Annotated in this window: 18 protein-coding genes; 12 read left to right on the plus strand and 6 right to left on the minus strand. The window is 73.5% G+C overall.

The features are described from left to right. Positions 1–145: 145 nt before the first annotated feature. Genes ACF9IK_RS29255 through ACF9IK_RS29265 form a run of 3 tightly spaced genes read right to left on the minus strand, consistent with a single transcriptional unit; the run spans position 146 to position 4,301 of the window. Entirely contained in the window at positions 146–604 is a 459-nt protein-coding gene (locus tag ACF9IK_RS29255) for a nuclear transport factor 2 family protein (protein WP_395297067.1), read from the minus strand. Between the two features lie 14 nt (positions 605–618). Beyond that, positions 619–1,545, minus strand: a complete 927-nt coding sequence (locus ACF9IK_RS29260; protein ID WP_395297068.1) for an NAD-dependent epimerase/dehydratase family protein — start codon at positions 1,543–1,545, stop codon at positions 619–621. Beyond that, positions 1,542–4,301 carry an alpha/beta fold hydrolase gene (locus ACF9IK_RS29265; RefSeq protein ID WP_395297069.1) on the minus strand — a complete coding sequence of 920 codons (2,760 nt, stop codon included), beginning with the start codon at positions 4,299–4,301 and terminating at the stop codon, positions 1,542–1,544. The genes ACF9IK_RS29260 and ACF9IK_RS29265 overlap by 4 nt, the downstream gene beginning before the upstream one ends. Positions 4,302–4,842: 541 nt before the next feature. Here ACF9IK_RS29265 and ACF9IK_RS29270 point away from each other — a divergent pair. After that, positions 4,843–5,682, plus strand: a complete 840-nt coding sequence (locus tag ACF9IK_RS29270; protein WP_395297070.1) for a LuxR C-terminal-related transcriptional regulator — start codon at positions 4,843–4,845, stop codon at positions 5,680–5,682. A gap of 91 nt (positions 5,683–5,773) precedes the next feature. After that, positions 5,774–6,559: a TrmB family transcriptional regulator sugar-binding domain-containing protein gene (locus ACF9IK_RS29275; RefSeq protein ID WP_428846387.1), complete on the plus strand. Its 786-nt coding sequence runs from the start codon at positions 5,774–5,776 to the stop codon at positions 6,557–6,559. 152 nt (positions 6,560–6,711) lie between these two features. On the opposite strand, the gene ACF9IK_RS29280 is transcribed toward ACF9IK_RS29275, so the two are convergent. Next, positions 6,712–6,918, minus strand: coding sequence for a DUF6269 family protein (locus ACF9IK_RS29280; protein ID WP_395297072.1), 207 nt, complete (start codon positions 6,916–6,918; stop codon positions 6,712–6,714). Positions 6,919–7,491: 573 nt separating this feature from the next. On the opposite strand from ACF9IK_RS29280, the gene ACF9IK_RS29285 reads away from it, so the two are divergent. The 3 genes from ACF9IK_RS29285 to ACF9IK_RS29295 all read left to right on the plus strand — a co-directional run bounded on the left by ACF9IK_RS29285 (position 7,492) and on the right by ACF9IK_RS29295 (position 8,583). Continuing rightward, on the plus strand, positions 7,492–7,749 hold the full coding sequence (locus ACF9IK_RS29285; RefSeq protein ID WP_395297073.1) for a hypothetical protein: 258 nt from the start codon (positions 7,492–7,494) through the stop codon (positions 7,747–7,749). Positions 7,750–7,915: 166 nt separating this feature from the next. Further along, entirely contained in the window at positions 7,916–8,119 is a 204-nt protein-coding gene (locus ACF9IK_RS29290) for a hypothetical protein (RefSeq protein ID WP_395297074.1), read from the plus strand. Then, positions 8,116–8,583, plus strand: a complete 468-nt coding sequence (locus tag ACF9IK_RS29295; protein ID WP_395297075.1) for an SsgA family sporulation/cell division regulator — start codon at positions 8,116–8,118, stop codon at positions 8,581–8,583. Before ACF9IK_RS29290 ends, ACF9IK_RS29295 begins: the two co-directional genes overlap by 4 nt. A gap of 76 nt (positions 8,584–8,659) precedes the next feature. Here ACF9IK_RS29295 and ACF9IK_RS29300 read toward each other — a convergent pair whose 3' ends face one another. Beyond that, on the minus strand, positions 8,660–9,070 hold the full coding sequence (locus ACF9IK_RS29300) for a DUF5997 family protein (RefSeq protein WP_395297076.1): 411 nt from the start codon (positions 9,068–9,070) through the stop codon (positions 8,660–8,662). A gap of 69 nt (positions 9,071–9,139) precedes the next feature. Here ACF9IK_RS29300 and ACF9IK_RS29305 point away from each other — a divergent pair, with 69 nt between their 5' ends. The 7 genes from ACF9IK_RS29305 to paaK all read left to right on the plus strand — a co-directional run bounded on the left by ACF9IK_RS29305 (position 9,140) and on the right by paaK (position 17,662). Next, positions 9,140–9,982, plus strand: coding sequence for a LysR family substrate-binding domain-containing protein (locus ACF9IK_RS29305; protein ID WP_395298716.1), 843 nt, complete (start codon positions 9,140–9,142; stop codon positions 9,980–9,982). A 189-nt stretch (positions 9,983–10,171) separates the two neighbouring features. Beyond that, positions 10,172–11,368 carry an alpha/beta hydrolase gene (locus tag ACF9IK_RS29310; protein WP_395297077.1) on the plus strand — a complete coding sequence of 399 codons (1,197 nt, stop codon included), beginning with the start codon at positions 10,172–10,174 and terminating at the stop codon, positions 11,366–11,368. A gap of 339 nt (positions 11,369–11,707) precedes the next feature. Continuing rightward, entirely contained in the window at positions 11,708–11,983 is a 276-nt protein-coding gene (locus tag ACF9IK_RS29315) for a heavy-metal-associated domain-containing protein (RefSeq protein ID WP_395297078.1), read from the plus strand. Positions 11,984–12,144: 161 nt separating this feature from the next. After that, positions 12,145–14,406 carry a heavy metal translocating P-type ATPase gene (locus tag ACF9IK_RS29320; protein WP_395297079.1) on the plus strand — a complete coding sequence of 754 codons (2,262 nt, stop codon included), beginning with the start codon at positions 12,145–12,147 and terminating at the stop codon, positions 14,404–14,406. Positions 14,407–14,534: 128 nt separating this feature from the next. Further along, entirely contained in the window at positions 14,535–15,053 is a 519-nt protein-coding gene (locus tag ACF9IK_RS29325; protein WP_395297080.1) for a SixA phosphatase family protein, read from the plus strand. A 348-nt stretch (positions 15,054–15,401) separates the two neighbouring features. Next, a complete protein-coding gene (locus ACF9IK_RS29330) occupies positions 15,402–16,178 on the plus strand; it encodes a Mut7-C RNAse domain-containing protein (RefSeq protein ID WP_395297081.1) in 777 nt (258 codons plus the stop codon). Between the two features lie 131 nt (positions 16,179–16,309). Beyond that, positions 16,310–17,662, plus strand: a complete 1,353-nt coding sequence (paaK, locus tag ACF9IK_RS29335; RefSeq protein ID WP_395297082.1) for a phenylacetate--CoA ligase PaaK — start codon at positions 16,310–16,312, stop codon at positions 17,660–17,662. Between the two features lie 75 nt (positions 17,663–17,737). Here paaK and ACF9IK_RS29340 read toward each other — a convergent pair whose 3' ends face one another. Then, complete coding sequence (locus tag ACF9IK_RS29340; protein ID WP_395297083.1) at positions 17,738–19,375, minus strand: amidohydrolase; 1,638 nt, start codon at positions 19,373–19,375, stop codon at positions 17,738–17,740. Positions 19,376–19,410: the final 35 nt, after the last annotated feature.

A 19,410-nucleotide genomic window follows, 5' to 3' on the forward strand; every position in this document is an offset into this window, starting at 1 on the left:
CGGCGGCTATGGCGCCCCTATCTATCCTCTGCGGATCGCCTCTGCCGCGCGGCGGATCCGATGAGAGCGCGAATATAGAAATTCTATGGAGACTTGAGGCAGGGTTCCGGCGGGGACGTCCGGCACGCCCCGGCCGGCGTGCCGCTCAGCCGTCGATCAGCCGGGCGAAGACGACGGTGTCGAAGATGTCCTCCATCCGCACCGCCCGGCCGTCGCGGAACGTCCACGAGTGGACGAACGACAGGGTCTCGGTGCGCCCGCTCAGCGAGGTGACGGCGCGGACGCCGAAGACCACCACGCGGTCGCCGGAGCGGACGAACTCCTGCGGCTCCAGCCGCATCCCGCCCAGGACGGTCGGCACCTTGGCCAGGAACTCCCGGACGCCCGCGTGGCCCAGCTTGGTGCCGCCGAGCCCGTACGGGGCGAGTCCGTCCGGGTGGACCCACTCGATGCCCGGGTCCATGGTCGCCAGCAGCGCGGCGAGGTCCCGGTCGTGGAAGGCCCGGTACGCGGCGTGGACGACGGCGAGGTTGTCGTGGCCGCCGGGGCGGTCGGCGCCGCCGAGGCCGTCGACGAAGGAAAGGTCGGCGTGGTCGACACTCATCAGGGTGGCTCTCCTCAGCGGCGGATGTGGTCGGGGTACAGGGCTTCGAGGGTCAGGCGGATGCCGTCGCGCCAGTCGACCTCGCACGGACCGGTCAGCGCGCGGCGCCGGGTCGGGTCGAACTGGTAGGTCTCCCGGGTGACTTCGCTCGGCACCAGCTCGGCCGGCACCCCGGTGAGCTCCTCGATGTAGCGCAGGCAGTCGGTGATCCCGACCGCCTCGTCGCCGCCCCAGTTGACCAGGGTCGCCGGCACCGAGGCCGCCGCCCACAGGTGCGGCACCTGCCGGACCAGGTCGCTGGTGTACAGCAGCGAGCACCAGTTCTGGCCCTCCAGCGGCACCGGGATCGGCTGGCCGGCGAGCATCCGCTGGAAGTAGAGCATCGGCACGCCGCCGTAACCGCCGGGCCCGTAGGCGATGTTGAGCCGGGCGATGGTGGTCGGCAGGCCCAGCACCCGGGCGAGCGCGCGGACCGCCCCCTCGGTGGCGATCTTGCCCACCGGATAGGCCGGCAGCCAGTCCGCGACGCCGTCGATCGGGTCGTCCTCGGTGTAGGCGTGGTCCAGCGTCTGCCGGGCGTAGAGCGCACCGGTCGAGACGTAGAGGAAGGACTCCGCGGTGCGGCAGTGCGCCATCAGCCGGCCGGTGGCCGAGACGTTGACGTCGATCGCCCGGTTGAAGTCACCGTCGTCGCCGCGCCGGACCGCCGAGTGGATGACGTGGGTGAAGTCCTCCGGCACGCCCTTGAGCGCGTACTCGCCGTCGTCCTCCATGTCCCAGCGCCAGGTGGTGATGCCCCGCGCCCGCAGCTCGTCCTCGACTCCCGGGGTGCCGAAGCGGCCGAGGCACCAGACCTCGTTCCCCTGTTCGGCGAGCGCCTCCGCCACCGGCCGGGCGACCTGACCGGTCCCGCCGGTCACCAGGATCTTGCTGCCCTTCACTTGCCCTCTCCCATCGCCAGGTCCAGCTCCTTGCGCAGAATCGCCTGGAACGCCGCCACGTGCTGCGGGCTCATCAGCGTGTAGTGCTCGCCGGGTACTTCGACGTACCGGTTCGGCTCCTCGGTGAAGTCGTCCCAGCGGCGCAGCTCGTTCTCCAGCCAGTCCTCCTTGGTGCCCCGCAGCGGGATCGCGTGGAAGACCGACATCCGGCGGACGCTGCCCTCCGGCCGGTAGCTGCGGCCCAGGTCGGTGAGCCGGTCGGCGAGCTCCGCCCAGGCCGCGAACTTCGCGGCGTCCAGGTCGAGTTCGGCGATCCTCTCGGCGGGCGCGAGGGTCAGCAGGCGGGCCGACTGCAGCTCCCGGGGGAGGCGGCGCAGCTGGTCGGGCAGCTCCCGGGCCTGCTTCTTGTCGACGAGCGCCAGGAAGAAGGCCAGGTTGACGGCGGTCTCGGCGAAGTCGAGCTCGTCCATCCGGTACTTGATGTTCGGCGGCAGGTTGAAGCTGCCGACGAAGTCGACCCGCTCGCCCTCCGACTCCAGCACCTTGGCGATCTCGAAGGCGACCGCGCCGCCGTAGGAGTAGCCGGCGACGGCGTACGGGCCGTGCGGCTGCCGGGCGCGGATCGCGGCGACGTAGGTGTCGACCATCTCCTCGAAGGTACGGAACGGCTTCTCGCCCTCGTTGAACCCGCGGGCGCGCAGCGCGTAGAACGGCCGGTCCCCCACGAAGTACTGGGCCAGGTTGACGAAGACCAGCACCTCGCCGACCCCCGGGTGGACGCAGAACAGCGGCGTCTTGTCGCCGCTCAGCTGCATCGGCACGATCGGGTCGTAGGCGGTCTCGCCGGGCCCCCGCAGCCCGGCGAGAGCGCCCGCGAGCGAGCGTACGGTCGGCGCGGTCAGCACCGTGATGATCTGCAGGTCGTCCGCACCCAGCCGCTCCGCGACCTTGCTGCGCAGCCGCAGGATGTCCAGCGACGTGCCGCCCAGGTCGAAGAAGCTGGCGGTGGCGCTGATCCGGGCCGGGTCGAGGTCGAACAGCTCGCCGTAGATCTCGGTGAGGACGCGCTCCGTATCGCCCTCCGGCGCGCTGTACCCGCCGAGCCGACGGTCCGTCAACTCTTCGACGGATCTGATGTCCTGTGCATAACAGCCGGTCTCCAGGCGGTGGCGCATCAGCGCCCGCTGGATCTTGCCGAGGCTGGTCTTTGGGAAGGCGTCCTTCGGAAGCGGCAGGATCAGCGCCGGGCGGAAGCCCCAGTGCATCACCACCGTGCTGCGCACCGCGGCCAGCACCCGGTGGCGGCCGGCCTCGTCCTCCTCGGGCACCTCGCAGTGGAAGGCCACCACCAGCTGCTCGGTGTCCGCACCGGCCGGGCGGGTGGGGAAGGCCGCGACGAACGAGCTTGCCACGCCGTCGAGTTGTTCCAGAGCGGCCTCGATCTCGTGGCTGAAGTAGTTGACCCCGTTGACGATCACGCTGTCCTTGCTGCGGCCGACGAGGGTGAGTCTGCCCTCGTCGATCCGGCCGAGGTCGCCGCTGCGGAACCAGCCGTCGGCGGTGAACGCGGCGCGGGTGGCGGCCTCGTTGTTGTGGTAGCCGCGGGTGATCATCGGTCCGCTCAGCTGGAGTTCGCCGACCTCGCCCTCGGGCAGCGCGCGGTCCCCGGGGTCGGCGACCCTGATCCGCAGTCCGGCCACCGGCATGCCGAGGCTGGCGAACTCCCGGCCCTCGTCGCTGTGCGGGAAGCCCAGCGAGTAGATGCTGCCGGCGCAGGTCTCCGTCATGCCGAACGCGGGCCAGAGCGCGTCACGGCGCAGCCCGTACGGCGCGTACCGGTCGAGGAAGGCGGTGCCGGTGGTGCAGACCACCGCCTCGCCGCCGCTGACGATGTGCCGCAGCCGGGACAGGTCCAGCCGTTCCCGGTCCGCCGGCGACATGCCGTCGGCGGCGGCGTTGAGCAGGCCCAGCAGGAAGTTCGGGGTGAAGGTCATGGTCACCCCGTGCTCGGAGATCAGCCGCAGGAACTCCAGTGGTTCGCCGAGCACCACCTGGGCCGGTGCGTGGACCTGCCGGCAGCCGACGGACAGCGGCAGCAGGTGGCACTCCAGCAGGGCGGCCACGTGGTCGAAGGAGACCCAGTTGAGGCTGGTGTCGGCGGCGGTGAGCCGGTGGTAGCCGTTCTTCGCGGCCATCGACGCCAGCAGGTTGGCGTGGCTGAGCTCCACGGCCTTGGAGTTGCCGGTCGAGCCGGAGGTCAGCACCAGGACGGCGACGTCCGACGGCTGTGCCCGGTGCAGTTCCTCGGTGGGGCGCCCGCCGTCCTCGGACAGGGCGGTGAGCGTGGCGACGGCGAGGCCGTCCACCCGCGGCAGCTCCGCCGCGAGCGCCTCGCTGGTCACCACCAGCGGACCGTCCAACAAGTCGTTGACGTGGGCGAGTTGGGTGGACCAGCGGTCCTGGTCGCCGCGCAGCGGCGCCATCGGGCAGGGAACGAAGCCGCCGAGCACGGCGGCCCAGAAGGCGGGCAGGAAGTCGGGGTGCTGTTCCAGCAGCAGGACGACCTTGTCCCCGGGGCGGAGGCCGCGGGTGCGCAGGCCGCTCAGCAGGCGGCGTGCCTCGTCGAGCAGTTCGGGGTGGGTCTGGTCGTGGTGGCCGGTTCCGGCACCGCCGGAGCAGTAGCGGACTCCGTGGGCGGGTTGTCGTTCGGCGGCGTTGAGAAGCAGGTCGGCGATGCTCTGGGTGGGGATGTCCATCGTTCTCTCCATGGCTCGGTGGATCTCAGGGCGGTCAAGCGGGGAGAAGGCCACGCGTCGGCGCATGCCGGCGCAGCGGTGGACCGAGTGGGGCGAGGGGCGGAACGGCGACCGTTGGACTGAAGGTGGTCGCCGAGGTCACGGTGAGAACGTAGGGCGACTCTCCGGCGTCGGAGTGGGCGGTGGCCTGAAACGGCGCGGGGTGCTACGGATGGTGAGTGGGGCGTCGCCCGGGGTGTCAGAAGCGGAGTGACCGACCATCTGTTCGGGCGGGCGGTGGCATCTTCTTGCCTCCCGCGCAACGGGACTGTGCGCCTCCCGAAGGGCCTGGTGTAGCGGCCGGTTTCAGCCCGCGTACATTCGTTGACGCTCAGGGACGGACGAACTAGTGTCAGCGATGATCTATGTCCCGTCGCGCGACCCTTGTCATTCGTGACGAACTGTCAAGTGCCGATCCGGTGGCCGGTGTACCGCACGGCCGGTTCCGCCGGCCCGCGTCGTGCGCAGGGAGTAGTACGGGGTGGATCAACGGGGGCGAGGAATGGTGGAGCAGAAGAACGCGGCTGCCTTGGAGGCGGCCATTTCGCAGGTCCATGCGGAGCGGGTGGAGCAGGCGTTGCTCCAGGCCCGTGCCCTGATCGAGTCGACGGTATCGCTGCACCGGCGACGGTCGGGCGGTCCGCCGCCCGTCGCGCGGACGGAGGCGGAGACGCTCGGCGAGGCGCTCGACCAACTGGTGAGCGGCGCTCGGCGTTCGGTGAGCCTGGCGCTCCCCACCACCGGCGAGTTCGCTGCCCGCGCGGCACCCGCGCTGGCCGCGCTGGCCGCCCAGTGGTCCGCGGACCAGGCTCGCGCCTCCGGCGGCGGTCCCGCCACCCCGTCCGTCCAGGAGGGGCTGGTGGTCCGGGTGCTCTGCGTGGGCAACGGCATCGACACCGCCATCGCCCTCGCCCGCCGGCTGCGCGGCCCCCGGGTGGAGATCCGGGTGTCGGAGACCGAGCTGCGCGAGGCGTTGATCGTCGACGGCCGCGGCGCGCTGGTCCGCTCCGGGGCCGAGCACAGCGGCGGCCACGCCGTCACGGTCAACGACCCGGCCGTCGTCCGCGCGCTCGACCTGCTCTTCGCCAGCGCCTGGACGCGCGCCCGCCCGCTGGTCGACCACCTGGGCCTGAGTCCCCGGCTGGTCAAGGAGCCGGCCCGGCGCATCCTGGAGATGCTGAGCGAGGGCCACACCGACGAGGCCGCCGCCCAGGAACTGAACGTCTCGCTCCGCACGTACCGTCGCCACGTGGCCGAGATCATGCGCGAACTGGGCGCCAACTCCCGCTTCCAGGCGGGGGTCCGGGCCGTTGAACTGGGGCTGCTCTCCACCTATGGCTGAGACGACCGGAGCAGGCCACCGAAACGGCGGGGAACAGGCCCGCGGCGCGGGAGAGACGACGGACGCAGCCGTCGGGGAGACGAGGAGCATGGTGCCGAACCGGGCCGAGGACGAGCTGGAGGAGGCCCTGCTCGAAGTCAGCGCGATGATCGAGTCGACCGTCGCCATGCACCGGGACCGCTACTCCACCGACCGGATGCTCAGCAACGTGGAGGGCGACTACGACGCCGTTCTCGACACCGCGCACGAGATCATCGTCGGGGCCACGACCAGCATCGACATCGTGCACGCCCGGCGCGTCGCCGGCGAGGACCGACAGGGGCGCTCCGAGCGGCAACTGCTCTACAGCGCGGACCAGGCCGTCTGCGTCCGGCTGCTCAGCTCGCCCGAGATGCTCGACGACGAGTTCGTCCGCGAGCAGCTGGGCCGGGAGCACCCGGTCGCGGTGCGCGTCGCGAGGGTCCCACCACTGCAGGCGATCATCGCCGACGGGACCACCGCGCTGGTGGTCACCGGTACGGCCGTCGCCCGACGTGCCTCGGTGATCCGGGTGCCCGAGGTGATCCACACGCTGCACATCCTCTTCGACAACGTGTGGCGTACCGCCGTGCCGGCCAGCGAGCGGATCGTCTTCGGCGACCGCGCGCGGGCCGCCTTCGCCCGCCAGATCCTGGGCGCGCTGCGGGCCGGTGTCACCGACGAGGTCGCCGCCCGCGACCTGACCGTCTCGGTGCGCACCTACCGGCGCTACGTGGCGGAGATCATGGCCCTGCTCGGGGCCAACTCCCGCTTCCAGGCGGGGGTGAGAGCGGCCGAGCTGGGCCTGCTGCCCCCGTCCGGCCCGGACGGGCGGGCGCCCACCCGCGGCGGCGAGTAGCGCGGCCGGCCCGGCGGCCCACCGCCGGGCCACCGACCGCTGCCCCGCCCGCGTGCGGGTCCCCGGTGCCTGCGACGTCATGCCCCGCATGCTATGGGCACCCGGTTTCACGACTCTTTCGCTCCGCTTTCACGCTCTCCCCCGCCCGCGGCTCACTCCTCCTCGACCTCCGGCGGCTGTGCCGGCTGCGAGGCGATCAGCTCGGTGAGCACGTCGATGTACCTGGCCAGCACCTCTCCCCAGGGCGCGTCGTCGGCTCGCAACTCGGCTTCCTGCTCGGCGTCGTGGTCCTGCTCGATCTGTTCCAGGACGGCAAGCGGGTGCGGGATCTGGATGGAGTCGAACCGGTCGTCGCTCAATGTTTCCTCCTGAAAGTGGCGCCGTTCCCATGGTGCCCCCGCACCCTCAGGATTCCCTTGACCGATATGGTCTTCCTTGCGGGCGCCTATATTCGCCGTCGCACGGTTCGGACGCGCGGTGCGTCGTCCCCGGTTCCTCAGCGACCTCGGATGGCCACGTACCACACGGTACGTCAAGGATCGTTCTCCATTTCGCATTTGAACGAAGTGGCGCCGCCCGGTCGGCTACCGTGCGGCGCCGGTCCGCGGACGCTGCACCCGAACTCGTAGGTCTCCCAAGACGATCCGGGGATCCGGGGATCAACTCCTCTTTCAGCTCCGGGAAGCGGCGGTGGACGAAGGCGGTGAAGCCGTCGTCGTCCTGCACCTGCGTGAGGCAGGCGGCCGGCCCGGGCGCGGCTCGGGCGGCGGGGGAGTGCCCGGTCGGGCGCCCGGACGTCAGGAGGTCGTCAAGGAACGGCCGGCGGGCGTACGGCCCGCGTCAAGGGCGGCCCGTCCGCGGCGGGTGCGCGCTCCACTGGAGTCACGGGCCCGGACCTGCGGCCCGCAGCCATCCGGAAGGAAGCGCCCGCCATGAGTGAGAACCGGACCGTCCTCGCCGTCGTCGTCGCCCTCGCCGGGCCGAACGCCCTGCCGCTGCGTCGCGGCGTCGCCGCCCCCGTTCCGGCGACGGCTCCGGGCCGCGCCGTCCGCACCGTCGGCCGGGACCGGGTCGAGGCCTGGGTCGGGGACGGGTCCGGGGCGACCGCGGCCGGCGCGGCACCGGCCGGCGAGCTCGCGCCGCGCACCCGGGCGGCCCACTGCCGGATCGCCGTGCAGTACCTCGACTGATCCCGGCCGACGGGCCGACGGGCCGACGGCCGGGCCGGATCGGATCGGATCGGGCGGCAGCAGGGCAGGGACGGGGACAGGACCGGGGTGGTTGTGCGGGAGTTCCGGGGGTCGGTTCGCGGCCGGTGGAGGGTTACCGCCGGTGGGGTCCGTCGTTCTCCAAGGCATGAGAAGCGACCGCCCCGCCCTGGCCATCGCCAACGAAGAAACGATTCTGCACGAGCAGGTGCCGATCTTCGCCCACCTCGTCGCGGTCTGGGCCCGGTGCGGCCGTACGGTCCCCGGCCGGGCCGACGACGAGTGGCATGACCTGCTCCAACCACCGCGGTTCTTCACGCCGGCCGCCGCAGCCCCGGGGGATCCGGAATGACCGACCGGGAGATCCCGCAGGTGCCCCCGCAGCGCTCCGGCGCGGCGGCCGTCGCGATGGACCTCGACCTGCGTACGGTGGTCTGCCCCGGCCTCAGCGTCCTGGTCAGGGCACGGCTGCGGTACCACCAGGCCGAGCCGTACGCGGTCTACCTGGACAGCCACGTCGACCGGGAGGAGCCGATCACGTGGATGTTCGCCCGGGAGCTGCTGGCGGCGGGGCTGGTGCGGCGGGCGGGGGTCGGCGACGTGTCGGTGCACCCCGGCGTGGGCGGCGAGGCCGGGACGGTGTTCATCGCGCTGGGCGGCGACGAGAGCACCGTCGTGCTGCGTGCCCGGGCGGCAGAGGTCCGGACCTTCCTCGGCCACACCGAGTGCGTGGTCCCGTACGGCCGCGAGCGCGAGTTCGTCGACCTCGACGTGCTGCTGTGCCGCCTGCTGGAGCCCGGCCCGCCGGAGGCGTGAGCCGGGTGCGCCGCCGGCCCGGGCCGGGGCGGCCCGGGCGGCCCGGTGGCGGCTCACCGCCGGCCGGCGGCCGGCGTCAGCGGCCCTTGGCAGCCTGCTCGGCGGCCTGCTTCTCCTGCTTCTCCTTGATCCGCACGGTCTCCTTGCGGACCTCGGCCTGGACGCCGCGCTCCCGCTCCAGCCAGGACGGGTTCTCCTCCTTGAGCGCGTCGATCTGCGCGGTGGTGAGGGCCTCGGTGACGCCGCCGCGGGCCAGGCCGGAGACGGAGACGCCGAGCTTGGCGGCGACCACCGGGCGCGGGTGCGGGCCGTTGCGGCGCAGGTCGGCGAGCCACGCCGGCGGCTCGGCCTGCAGGGCGTTCAGCTCCTCGCGGGAGACCACGCCCTCCTGGAACTCGGCGGGGGCGGCGTTGAGGTAGATGCCCAGTTTCTTGGCCGCCGTGGCCGGCTTCATGGTCTGGGTGGTCTTCGGCTTGAGCGATGTCATGGTCACCAGGGTAAGCGAGCGCGTGGCGTACCCGGTCACGGTCGGTAGCCTTGCTGCGTGACAGAGAGCGTGACAGAGATGCAGGCGAGCCCCTCGTTCCGGCTGGTGTACGTGCCCGGCGTGACGCCCGGTAAATGGGTCCGGGTCTGGGAGGAGCGGCTCCCCGACGTCCGGCTCGACCTGGTCGCGGTGCCGGTGGAGGAGGGCGAGCCGACCCTGCTGGGCGGTGGCGCGGACGCGGGCCTGGTCCGGCTCCCGGTCGACCGGGACAGCCTCAGCGCGATCCCCCTCTACACCGAGACCACGGTGGTCGTCTTCCCCAAGGACCACTGGCTGGCGGCGGCCGAGGAGGTGCCGGTGGCGGACCTCGCCGACGAGGTCGTCTTCCATCCGCAGGACGACACCCTCGGCTGGGGGGCCGCCCTGCCCGGGCGCCCCGCGATCGAGCGCCCGGCGACGACCGCGGACGCCGTCGAGCTGGTCGCGGCGAACGTCGGGGTCCTGCTCGTCCCGCAGTCGCTGGCCCGGCTGCACCACCGCCGGGACCTCACCTACCGCCCGGTTCCGGATGCGCCGCAGTCCCAGGTGGCCCTCTCCTGGCGGCAGGACCGGACCACCGACCTGGTGGAGGAGTTCATCGGTATCGTCCGCGGCCGGACGGTGAACAGCTCGCGCGGGCGCGGCCAGTCGACCTCCGCCGAGCAGCCGAAGCAGCAGTCCCGCGGCGGTACCGGCAAGCCGGCGGCCGGGAAGGCGGCGGGCAGGTCGGGCGGAGTGAAGGCGACGGGCGGTCGCTCGGGCGGCGGGAAGACCGGCGGCGCCCGGTCCGGCGGCGGCAGGACCGGCGGGACCGGCACCGGACGCTCCGGGGCGGCCAAGCCGGGCGCGCGCCGGGGCCGCCCCGGTCGGTAGCGTCCGCCGGGGGCCGGTGGCACGTGCCCCGGCCGACCCCCGGCCGACCCCCGGCCGGGGCGCCGGCCCGTCCGCCGCGCCGTTCCCAGGAGGCTCCCAGGAAGGGGCAACCGAACAGTCGTTCCCCGCTGTCATCCAGTGAGACCGGGTACGCGGGCCCGGACGGCACAGGAACCGGGCGCGAACGAAATGAACCTGACTGGCACTCCCTTCCTCGTCCTCATCGTCGTCCTCTTCGGGGCGTCGATAGCGCTGGCCATGGCGCAGTGGCTGGGCAGAGGGGCCCTCTTCGAGCCGGCGCGGACAGCGGAAGGACGGCGCGCGCCACTGCGCGCGCTCTCGTACCTCGGCACCGTGCTGCTCTGCCAGTTCACCGCCGTGGCCTTGGTCTTCGTGATCGTCAACAACGAGAACCAGCTCTACGACAACTGGGGCGACCTGCTGGGCACCTCCAGCCACGTCCGGGCCGTGCCGGTGCCGCCGAAGGACGAGGGCCTGGCCGGAGACCGGGGTTCCGCCGCCGGCGCCACCCCCGGCGGGCCGCCGACCGGCACTCCCTCGCCTCCCTCGCCGAAGGTGGCGCAGGCCTTCCACGCGCCCGATTCGGACGCGGTTCCCAGGAGTGTGAAGCAGGCCGACCTCAAGGGCCGGCTCTCCGGCGTCGACGGCGAGGTGCTGGTCTGGACGCCGCCGCAGTACGACGACCCGGCCTACAAGGACAAGACCTTCCCGGTGGTCGAACTGCTCGCCGGGTTCCCCGGATCCTCCAGCGCCTGGTTCGGTGACACCATGAACGCGGCCGGGCAGCTCGAAGGGCCGATGAAGTCCGGCCAGGTGACGCCGTTCATCCTGGTCGCACCGCGGGTCACCCTGCTCGGCGGCACCGACACCGGCTGCGCCGACGTTCCGGGCAAGGTCAACGCCGAGACCTGGCTCTCCCGGGACGTCCCGCAGATGGTCGTGGACAACTTCCGGGCCGACGCCACCGCGGACCGCTGGGCCCTGTCGGGCTACTCGGCCGGAGCCCACTGCGCCCTGCGCCTGGCGCTCGCGCATCCGAACCGGTACCGTGCCGCGGTCGGCATGTCCGGATACAACGACCCGGCCGGCGAGCCGTCCTCGCTGACCGCCAAGGACCAGAAGCTGCGCGAGACCGCCAACCCGCTCCACATCCTCACCCACGCCCCGACGCCGCCGAACGTCGCGCTCTACATGACCGGCAGGCGGGGTGACGGGCTGGAGGACGCGACCGCCCTCCAGCAGGCGGCGAAGAGTCCGACCACCGTGACCTCGTTCGAGACCAGCGGCGCGCACCTGACGTCGACGTGGAAGCCGCTGGTCGTCCAGACCTTCAAGTGGCTGACCGGGATCATCCCGCCCCGCTGAGCGCCCTTCTGGCCGTCCTCCCGACACTCCTTCGACAGTCCTTCGACAGCCCGGCCGGTCTCGCCGGCCGGGCTCCCCTCAACGGACCGGGCAGCGGGCGGCCCGGCCCTCCGTCGGCCCCCGCGCACGTGTTCCAGGGGCACGGCCGACCCCCTCGGACACCCCCGGGGGTATATCGGGGCGGCGAGGGGTGGCGGACTGCTGGGCAGGGGGATCCGAAGGCGAAGGCGAAGGGGTTGCGGCATATACCCCCTGGGGGTATAAAGAACTTGCCGCAAACAGATACCCCTAGAGGGTATCGACCGAAGATCGGAACCATCCACCGCACCGGAGGAAACCATGTCCTGCTGCTCCAGCAACGGCACCTGCTCCACCACCACCACCGTCGAGCCGGCCCCCGTCGCCGTCACCGCCGTCTACGCGGTGGCCGGGATGACCTGCGGTCACTGCGAGCGGGCCGTCGGCGAGGCCGTCGCCGGGCTGCCGGGCGTCACCGCCGTCTCGGTCGACGTCCGGGGCGGCCTGGTGACCGTCTCGGCGGAGGCGGAGCTCGACGACGCGACCCTGCGTGCCGCGATCGGCGACGCCGGCTACGCGCTGACCGGCCGCGCCTGATCGCTCCGGCCCGCCGGCCCGTACCCCAGGTACCCCCCAGGGGTTTCCGGGCCGCGGCGGGCCGGAGCGAGGCGGCTCTCACCGCCCACTGGTCCCGCCCGCTCACCCTCCCTCCCGTTCCCCCTGCCGGCCCGTCGCACGACCACTCACGAGGAGTTCAGATGACCACGCAGGCCCCCGCCTCCACCGAGGTGGAACTCCGGATCGGCGGCATGACCTGCGCGTCGTGCGCCGCCCGGATCGAGAAGAGGCTCAACCGTATGGACGGTGTGACCGCCACCGTCAACTACGCCACGGAGAAGGCGAAGGCAGTCGTCGATGGCGGTGTCGGGGCCGCCGACCTGATCGCCGCCGTCGAGGCCGCCGGCTACACCGCCGCCGTCCCCCGCACGGAGAGCGCGGAGCCGGCCGGGGGCCCGACCGACGGCGCACCGGACGGCGGTCGGCCGGACGACCTGGCGCCGTTGCGGCAGCGCCTGACCACCGCGCTCGTGCTGGCCGTCCCCGTGGTCGCGATGGCGATGGTCCCGGCGCTGCAGTTCGACAACTGGCAGTGGCTCTCGCTGACCCTCGCCGCCCCGGTGGTCACCTACGCCGCCTGGCCGTTCCACCGGGCCGCCTGGACCAACGCCCGGCACGGCGCCGCCACCATGGACACCCTCGTCTCGCTCGGCACCGGCGCCGCGTTCCTCTGGTCGCTGTGGGCGCTGTTCTTCGGTCACGCCGGCATGCCGGGCATGCGGCACGGCTTCGAGCTCACCATCGCCCGCAGCGACGGCTCCTCCAACATCTACCTGGAGGCCGCCGCCGGCGTCACCGCGTTCATCCTGGCCGGCCGCTACTTCGAGGCCCGCTCCAAGCGCACCGCCGGTGCCGCTCTCAAGGCGCTTCTGGAACTCGGAGCCAAGGACGTCACCGTCCTGCGCGGCGGAGTGGAGGTCCGCATCCCGACCGCCGAGCTGGCCGTCGGTGAGCAGTTCGTGGTCCGCCCCGGCCAGAAGATCGCCACCGACGGCGTGGTCGTCGAGGGCGCCTCGGCCGTGGACGCCTCGATGCTGACCGGCGAGTCCGTCCCGGTCGAGGTAGGCATCGGCGACGCCGTCACGGGCGCCACCGTCAACGCCGGCGGTCGCCTCGTCGTCCGCGCCACCCGGGTCGGCGCGGACACCCAGCTCGCCCGGATGGCCAAGCTCGTCGAGGACGCCCAGAGCGGCAAGGCCGCCGCCCAGCGCCTCGCCGACAAGATCTCCGCCGTGTTCGTGCCCGTCGTCATCACCCTGGCCGTGGCCACCCTAGGCTACTGGCTCGGCACCGGCGAGGGCTGGACCGCGGCCTTCACTGCTGCCGTCGCCGTGCTGATCATCGCCTGCCCCTGCGCCCTGGGCCTGGCCACCCCCACCGCCCTCCTGGTCGGCACCGGCCGTGGCGCCCAACTCGGCGTCCTCATCAAGGGCCCCGAGGTCCTCGAGAACACCCGCCGCGTCGACACCGTCGTCCTCGACAAGACCGGCACCGTCACCACCGGCCGGATGACCCTGCTCGCCGTCCACACCGCCGACGGCATCGACGAGAACGAGGCACTGCGGCTGGCCGGCGCCCTGGAGCACGCCTCCGAACACCCGATCGCCGCCGCCATCGCCACCGCCGCCGCCGAGAGGCTCGCCACCCTGCCGGCCGTCGAGGGCTTCGAGAACGTCCCCGGTCTCGGCGTCCAGGGCATCGTCGACGGCCACGCGGTGGTCGCCGGCCGCGAGGCGCTGCTCGCCGACTGGGCGCAGTACCTGCCCGAGTCGCTCGCCGAGGCCAAGCGCACCGCCGAGGCCGCCGGGCGTACCGCCGTCGCGGTCGGCTGGGACGGCGAGGCGCGCGCCGTCCTGGAGGTCGCCGACGCCGTCAAGCCCACCAGCGCCGAGGCCATCGCCGAACTGCGCGCCCTCGGCCTGCGGCCGGTCCTGCTCACCGGCGACAACATCACCGTCGCCGAGGCAGTCGCCGCCGAGGTCGGCATCGCCCCGGAGGACGTGATCGCCGAGGTGCTGCCACAGGACAAGGTGGCCGTCGTCCGGCGACTCCAGGACGAGGGCAAGGTCGTCGCCATGGTCGGCGACGGCGTCAACGACGCGGCCGCACTCGCCCAGGCCGACCTCGGCCTGGCCATGGGCACCGGCACCGACGCCGCCATCGAGGCCGCCGACCTCACCCTCGTCCGCGGCGACCTGCGCGCCGCCGCCGACGCCATCCGCCTCTCCCGCCGCACCCTCGCCACCATCAAGGGCAACCTCTTCTGGGCCTTCGGCTACAACGTCGCCGCCCTCCCGCTCGCCGCCGCCGGCCTGCTCAACCCGATGATCGCCGGCGCCGCCATGGCCTTCTCCTCCGTCTTCGTCGTCGGCAACAGCCTCCGCCTCCGCACCTTCCGCTGACGCCCGCGGGGCCCGTCCCGCCGCCCCTCACTCGTTCGGGTGAGGGGCGGCCGCCATGTCCGGGGGCGGGCCGTGCGGTGGCTAGCGTCGGCGGGGACCCCGCAGCCGCACCGAGGAGACGCACCGTCGTGAGCACTGAACAGACCCGCAGGATCGTCCTGGTCCGGCACGCCAAGGCCGAGTGGTCGGACGGTGACGACCACGACCGCCCGCTGGCGGACCGGGGCCGCAAGGACGCCCCGGCTGCCGGCCGCCGGCTGGCCGGCGCGGGCATCGCACCGGACCTCGCCCTGGTCTCCACTGCGGTGCGCACCCGGGAGACCTGGGGGCTGATCTTCGCCGAACTGCTCACACGGCCCCGGACCGTCTACGAGGAGCGCGTCTACGAGGCGACCCCCGGCGAGCTGATCGCGCTGCTCAACGAGGTCCCGGACGACGTGGCCGACCTGGTGCTGGTCGGTCACAACCCCGGGATGCACGCCCTGGCCGACGCTCTCGCCGGCGAGGCCGACGGCGACCTGGCGGCCCGGATGCACCGCTCCGGGTTCCCGACCGCCGCCGTCGCCGTGCTCACCTTCACCGGCTCCTGGAAGAGCGTCGAGCACGGAGTCGCCAGGCTGGCCGCGTTCTGGACACCGCACGCCTGACCGGCGCGGTGCGGCGCGGTCAGGCCCGCCCGGTGCGCCCGGTGCGCCCGCCTCGGCCGCCGACATCCCGCACCGGCGGCGGGCCGCCGCCGCGCACTGGTCGCACACCGCCGCCCCGGCCCGGCGCCACCCGGTCGGCACCGTGGACGCCGGCGTGCTCCACGTGGACGACGACGCGGTGCCGACCAGCGCGGGCAGCGCCGCGGGCCCGACCTCCGCGGGCACGTCGTCCGCGCTCCCGGGCACTGCGGCGGGCGCCGGCGCTCCCGGCGGCGGACGCGGCCAGCGCCCCGGCCCCGGAGGCGAATTCGCTGGCCGGGGCCGACCGGTCGCTGGCATGCTGACCAGGTGGACAGACCGGAGATCTGGCTGAGCTTCGCCCCTGAGCTGCACCTCTTCGTCGCCTCGCGGCGGCGGGTGGCGCCGACGGCGGTGCGGACGGACGGCGCCTCGACCCTCGGCCACGTGGTGGAGTCGCTCGGCGTCCCGCTGACCGAGGTCGGCGGCCTGCTGGTGGACGGGCGGCCCGTGGGCGACACGCACATCCCCGGCCACGGCGAACGGATCGCGGTGCGCGGCGTCACCCGCCCGCAGCCCTCCGCCGCCCCGCTGCGCTTCCTGCTCGACGTCCACCTCGGGACGCTGGCCCGCCGGCTGCGCCTGCTCGGCATCGACGCGGCCTACGAGAACCCGGACATCGGCGACGCCGCGCTCGCCGCCCGCTCGGCCTCCGAGCGGCGGGTGATGCTCTCCCGCGACCGCGGCCTGTTGCACCGCCGCGAGCTCTGGGCCGGCGCGTACGTCTACAGCCACCGGCCCGACGAACAACTGCGCGACGTGCTCTCCCGGTTCGCGCCGCCGCTCGCCCCCTGGAGCCGCTGCACCACCTGCAACGGGACGCTGCGCAGCGTCGCCAAGACCTCGGTGCGCGACCAGCTCCGGGGCGGCACCGAGCGCTCCTACGACGCCTTCGCGCAGTGCACCGCGTGCGGCCAGGCCTACTGGCGCGGGGCCCACCACGCCAGCCTGGACGCCATCGTGGCCGACGCCGTGCGCGAGTTCGGCGGCGGTCGCCTCGCCGCCGAAGGGCCCGACGGCGCGGACCGGACGGCGGCCGCCGGCTGAGCCTTCCGGGGCGCCGGACCCGCGTGGTGTCCCTTGACAGCCGGTGCGGCTGCTGGATTACTGGGGCGTGCCCGTGCGCTGACCGAATGATCGGTCGGGATTCGGGGGCCGGCCACGACGGAGGAGACGCCATGAGCAGCAGACCGTCCGGCCCGGCTGCCGCCCCGGCGCGCCTGGGCGAGCCGCTGCCCGCGGAGCTGCTGGACGCCGGGGAGCGGATGACCGGCGAGGAACTGCGCGCCCACCAGCTCAAGCACCTGCGGGCCACCCTGCGCCACGCCTACGACCACGTCGAGCTCTACCGGCGGAAGTTCGACGCGGCCGGGGTCGGCCCCGGGGACTGCCGCACCCTCGCGGACCTCGCCCGCTTCCCGTTCACCACCAAGGCCGACCTGCGGGACACCTACCCGTTCGGCATGTTCGCCGTCCCGATGGCGGACGTCCGGCGGATCCACGCCTCCAGCGGCACCACCGGGCGGCCGACCGTGGTGGGCTACACCGAGCACGACCTCTCGGTCTGGGCCGACGTGGTCGCCCGCTCGATCCGGGCGGCCGGCGGCCGGCCCGGCCACAAGGTCCACATCGCCTACGGATACGGGCTGTTCACCGGCGGCCTGGGCGCGCACGCCGGCGCCGAGCGGGCCGGCTGCACGGTGATCCCCGCCTCGGGCGGCATGACCGCCCGCCAGGTGCAGCTCATCCGGGACTTCGGGCCCGAGGTCGTCATGGTCACCCCCTCCTACCTGCTCACGCTGCTGGACGAGTTCGAGAAGCAGGGCGTGGACCCGCGCACCACCGCGCTGCAGGTCGGCATCCTCGGCGCCGAGCCGTGGACGGAGGAGATGCGTCGCGGGATCGAGGAGCGGACGGGCATCCACGCCGTCGACATCTACGGTCTCTCCGAGGTGATGGGTCCGGGCGTCGCCCAGGAGTGCGTGGAGACCAAGGACGGCCTGCACATCTGGGAGGACCACTTCTACCCGGAGGTGGTGGACCCGCTGACGGACGAGGTGCTGCCCGACGGGGACCGCGGGGAGATCGTCTTCACCTCGCTGACCAAGGAGGCGCTGCCGGTCATCCGCTACCGGACCCGTGACCTGACCCGGCTGCTTCCCGGCACCGCCCGCCCGGTCTTCCGGCGGATGGAGAAGGTCACCGGACGCAGCGACGACCTGATCATCCTGCGCGGGGTGAACGTCTTCCCCACCCAGATCGAGGAGATCCTGCTCCGCGTCCCGGCCGTGGCACCGCACTTCCAGCTCCGGCTCACCCGGCGCGGCCGGCTGGACCACATGACGGTCCGGGTCGAGGCCCGCCCGGACGCCGGGCCCGAGCAGCGCGCCGCCGCCGCGGCGGAGATCGTCGGGGCGGTCAAGGACGGCGTGGGCGTCACCGTCGAGGTCGAGGTGCTCGACCCGTACACGCTGGAGCGCTCGGTGGGCAAGATCAAGCGGATCGCCGACCTGCGCGAGCAGGGCGGGTAGCCGCCCGCCGGACGCCCCGGTTCCGCGGTCCGGAGAGGGGCGCCCCCCCCCGGACCGCGACCGTCACCCCGGCGGTCAGCCGGCCGCGTGGACCAGCTGTCCGCCGACGTACGTCCGCAGGACGCGGGCCTCGGCGATCTCCTCCGCGGGGGCGGTGAGGATGTCCCGGTCCAGCACCACCAGGTCGGCCAGGTGGCCCGCCCGGAGGCTGCCGGCGTCGTCGTGGCCGTTGACGTGGGCGGAGCCCGCCGTGTACGCGGCCAGGGCCGAGACCAGGTCGAGCCGCTGCTCGGGGAGGAAGACCCGCCCGTCGGTGGCCGCCGGCTCCATCCGGTTGACCGCGACGTGCAGCCCGGCCAGCGGGTCGGGGCTGCTGACCGGCCAGTCGCTGCCGGCGGCCAGTGTGGCGCCGGCCCGCAGCAGGTCGCCGAACGGGTACTGCCAGGCGGCGCGCTCGGGGCCGAGGAACGGGATGGTCAGCTCGTCCATCTGCGGCTCGTGCGCGGCCCAGAGCGGCTGGATGTTGGCGATCGCGCCGATCCGGGCGAACCGCGCGACGTCCTGCGGATGGACGACCTGCAGGTGGGCCAGGTGGTGGCGGGTGGCCCGTCGGCCGTTGGCGGCCCGGGCCGCCTCGACGGCGTCCAGCGCCTCGCGCACGGCGCGGTCGCCGAGCGCGTGGAAGTGCACCTGGAAGTCCAGCGCGTCCAGCGCGGTGACGTGCTCGCGCAGGGCCGCCGGGTCGACGAAGCTCAGGCCGCTGTTGCCGGTGGCGCAGCCGCAGCCGTCCAGGTAGGGGCTGGTCATGGCGGCGGTGAAGTTCTCCGCGATGCCGTCCTGCATGATCTTCACCGACCCGGCCCGGAACCGGCCGTGGCTCAACTCGTCGCGCCGGGCGACGAGTTCGGGGATCTGATCGGCGCCGCGGTCGCGCTCCCACCAGAGCGCACCGGTGACCCGGGCGGTCAGCGTGCCGGCCCGGGCGGCGGCCAGGTAGGCGTCGGAGGGGTCCGGTTGACCGTTGAACACGCCGAGCAGCGCGTCCTGCCAGCCGGTGATGCCGAGCGAGTGCAGCAGCCGCTGCGCCCGCAGCAGCCCGGCCAGCCGGTCGGCGGCGGTGGAAGGCGGCACCAGCCGGGCGACCAGGGCCGTGGCGCCCTCCTGGAGGACGCCGCTGGGGGAGCCGTCCGCCTCGCGCTCGATCCGACCGTCGGCCGGGTCCGGGGTGTCCCCGGTGAGGCCGGCGAGTTCGAGCGCCCGGGTGTTGGCCCAGGCGCCGTGGTGGTCGCGGTTGGTCAGGTAGACCGGGCGGTCCGGGACCACCGAGTCGAGCAGTTGCCGGGTGGGCAGGCCGCCCTCGAAGCTCTCCATCGACCAGCCGCTTCCGGTGATCCAGGCCTGGTCGGGGTTGGCCTCGGCGTACGCGCGGACCCGGTCCAGGTAGTCGTCCACGCCGACGGTGCCGGTGAGGTCGCAGGTGGCCAGTTCGGTGCCGCCGTAGACGGCGTGGATGTGGGCGTCCTGGAAGCCGGGGATCAGCAGCCTGCCGGTGAGGTCGACGACCTCGGTGCCCGGCCCGATCAGCTCCCGCACCTCGTCGTGGCCGACGGCGGTGATCCGCTCGCCGGTCACGGCCAGGGCGGTGGCCCGGGAGCGGGCGGGGTCGCCGGTGTGGACGGGGCCGTGGGTGAAGACCAGGTCGGCCTTGCTCATGGGTGGTGCTCCAGACGGATCGGGTGCAGGGCGCT

This window comes from Kitasatospora hibisci, from assembly GCF_043950205.1.
In the GTDB taxonomy this organism is placed as follows: Bacteria; Actinomycetota; Actinomycetes; order Streptomycetales; family Streptomycetaceae; genus Kitasatospora; species Kitasatospora hibisci.

Excerpts from the sequence above, each read along its gene's own strand:
- ACF9IK_RS29315 (WP_395297078.1), top strand. The coding sequence starts at position 11,708 with ATGTCCTGCTGCTCCAGCAACGGCACCTGCTCCACCACCACCACCGTC.
- ACF9IK_RS29300 (WP_395297076.1), bottom strand. The coding sequence starts at position 9,070 with ATGACATCGCTCAAGCCGAAGACCACCCAGACCATGAAGCCGGCCACG.
- ACF9IK_RS29270 (WP_395297070.1), top strand. The coding sequence starts at position 4,843 with ATGGTGGAGCAGAAGAACGCGGCTGCCTTGGAGGCGGCCATTTCGCAG.
- ACF9IK_RS29295 (WP_395297075.1), top strand. The coding sequence starts at position 8,116 with ATGACCGACCGGGAGATCCCGCAGGTGCCCCCGCAGCGCTCCGGCGCG.
- ACF9IK_RS29285 (WP_395297073.1), top strand. The coding sequence starts at position 7,492 with ATGAGTGAGAACCGGACCGTCCTCGCCGTCGTCGTCGCCCTCGCCGGG.
- ACF9IK_RS29290 (WP_395297074.1), top strand. The coding sequence starts at position 7,916 with ATGAGAAGCGACCGCCCCGCCCTGGCCATCGCCAACGAAGAAACGATT.
- ACF9IK_RS29310 (WP_395297077.1), top strand. The coding sequence starts at position 10,172 with ATGAACCTGACTGGCACTCCCTTCCTCGTCCTCATCGTCGTCCTCTTC.
- ACF9IK_RS29255 (WP_395297067.1), bottom strand. The coding sequence starts at position 604 with ATGAGTGTCGACCACGCCGACCTTTCCTTCGTCGACGGCCTCGGCGGC.
- ACF9IK_RS29340 (WP_395297083.1), bottom strand. The coding sequence starts at position 19,375 with ATGAGCAAGGCCGACCTGGTCTTCACCCACGGCCCCGTCCACACCGGC.
- ACF9IK_RS29320 (WP_395297079.1), top strand. The coding sequence starts at position 12,145 with ATGACCACGCAGGCCCCCGCCTCCACCGAGGTGGAACTCCGGATCGGC.
- paaK (WP_395297082.1), top strand. The coding sequence starts at position 16,310 with ATGAGCAGCAGACCGTCCGGCCCGGCTGCCGCCCCGGCGCGCCTGGGC.
- ACF9IK_RS29265 (WP_395297069.1), bottom strand. The coding sequence starts at position 4,301 with ATGGACATCCCCACCCAGAGCATCGCCGACCTGCTTCTCAACGCCGCC.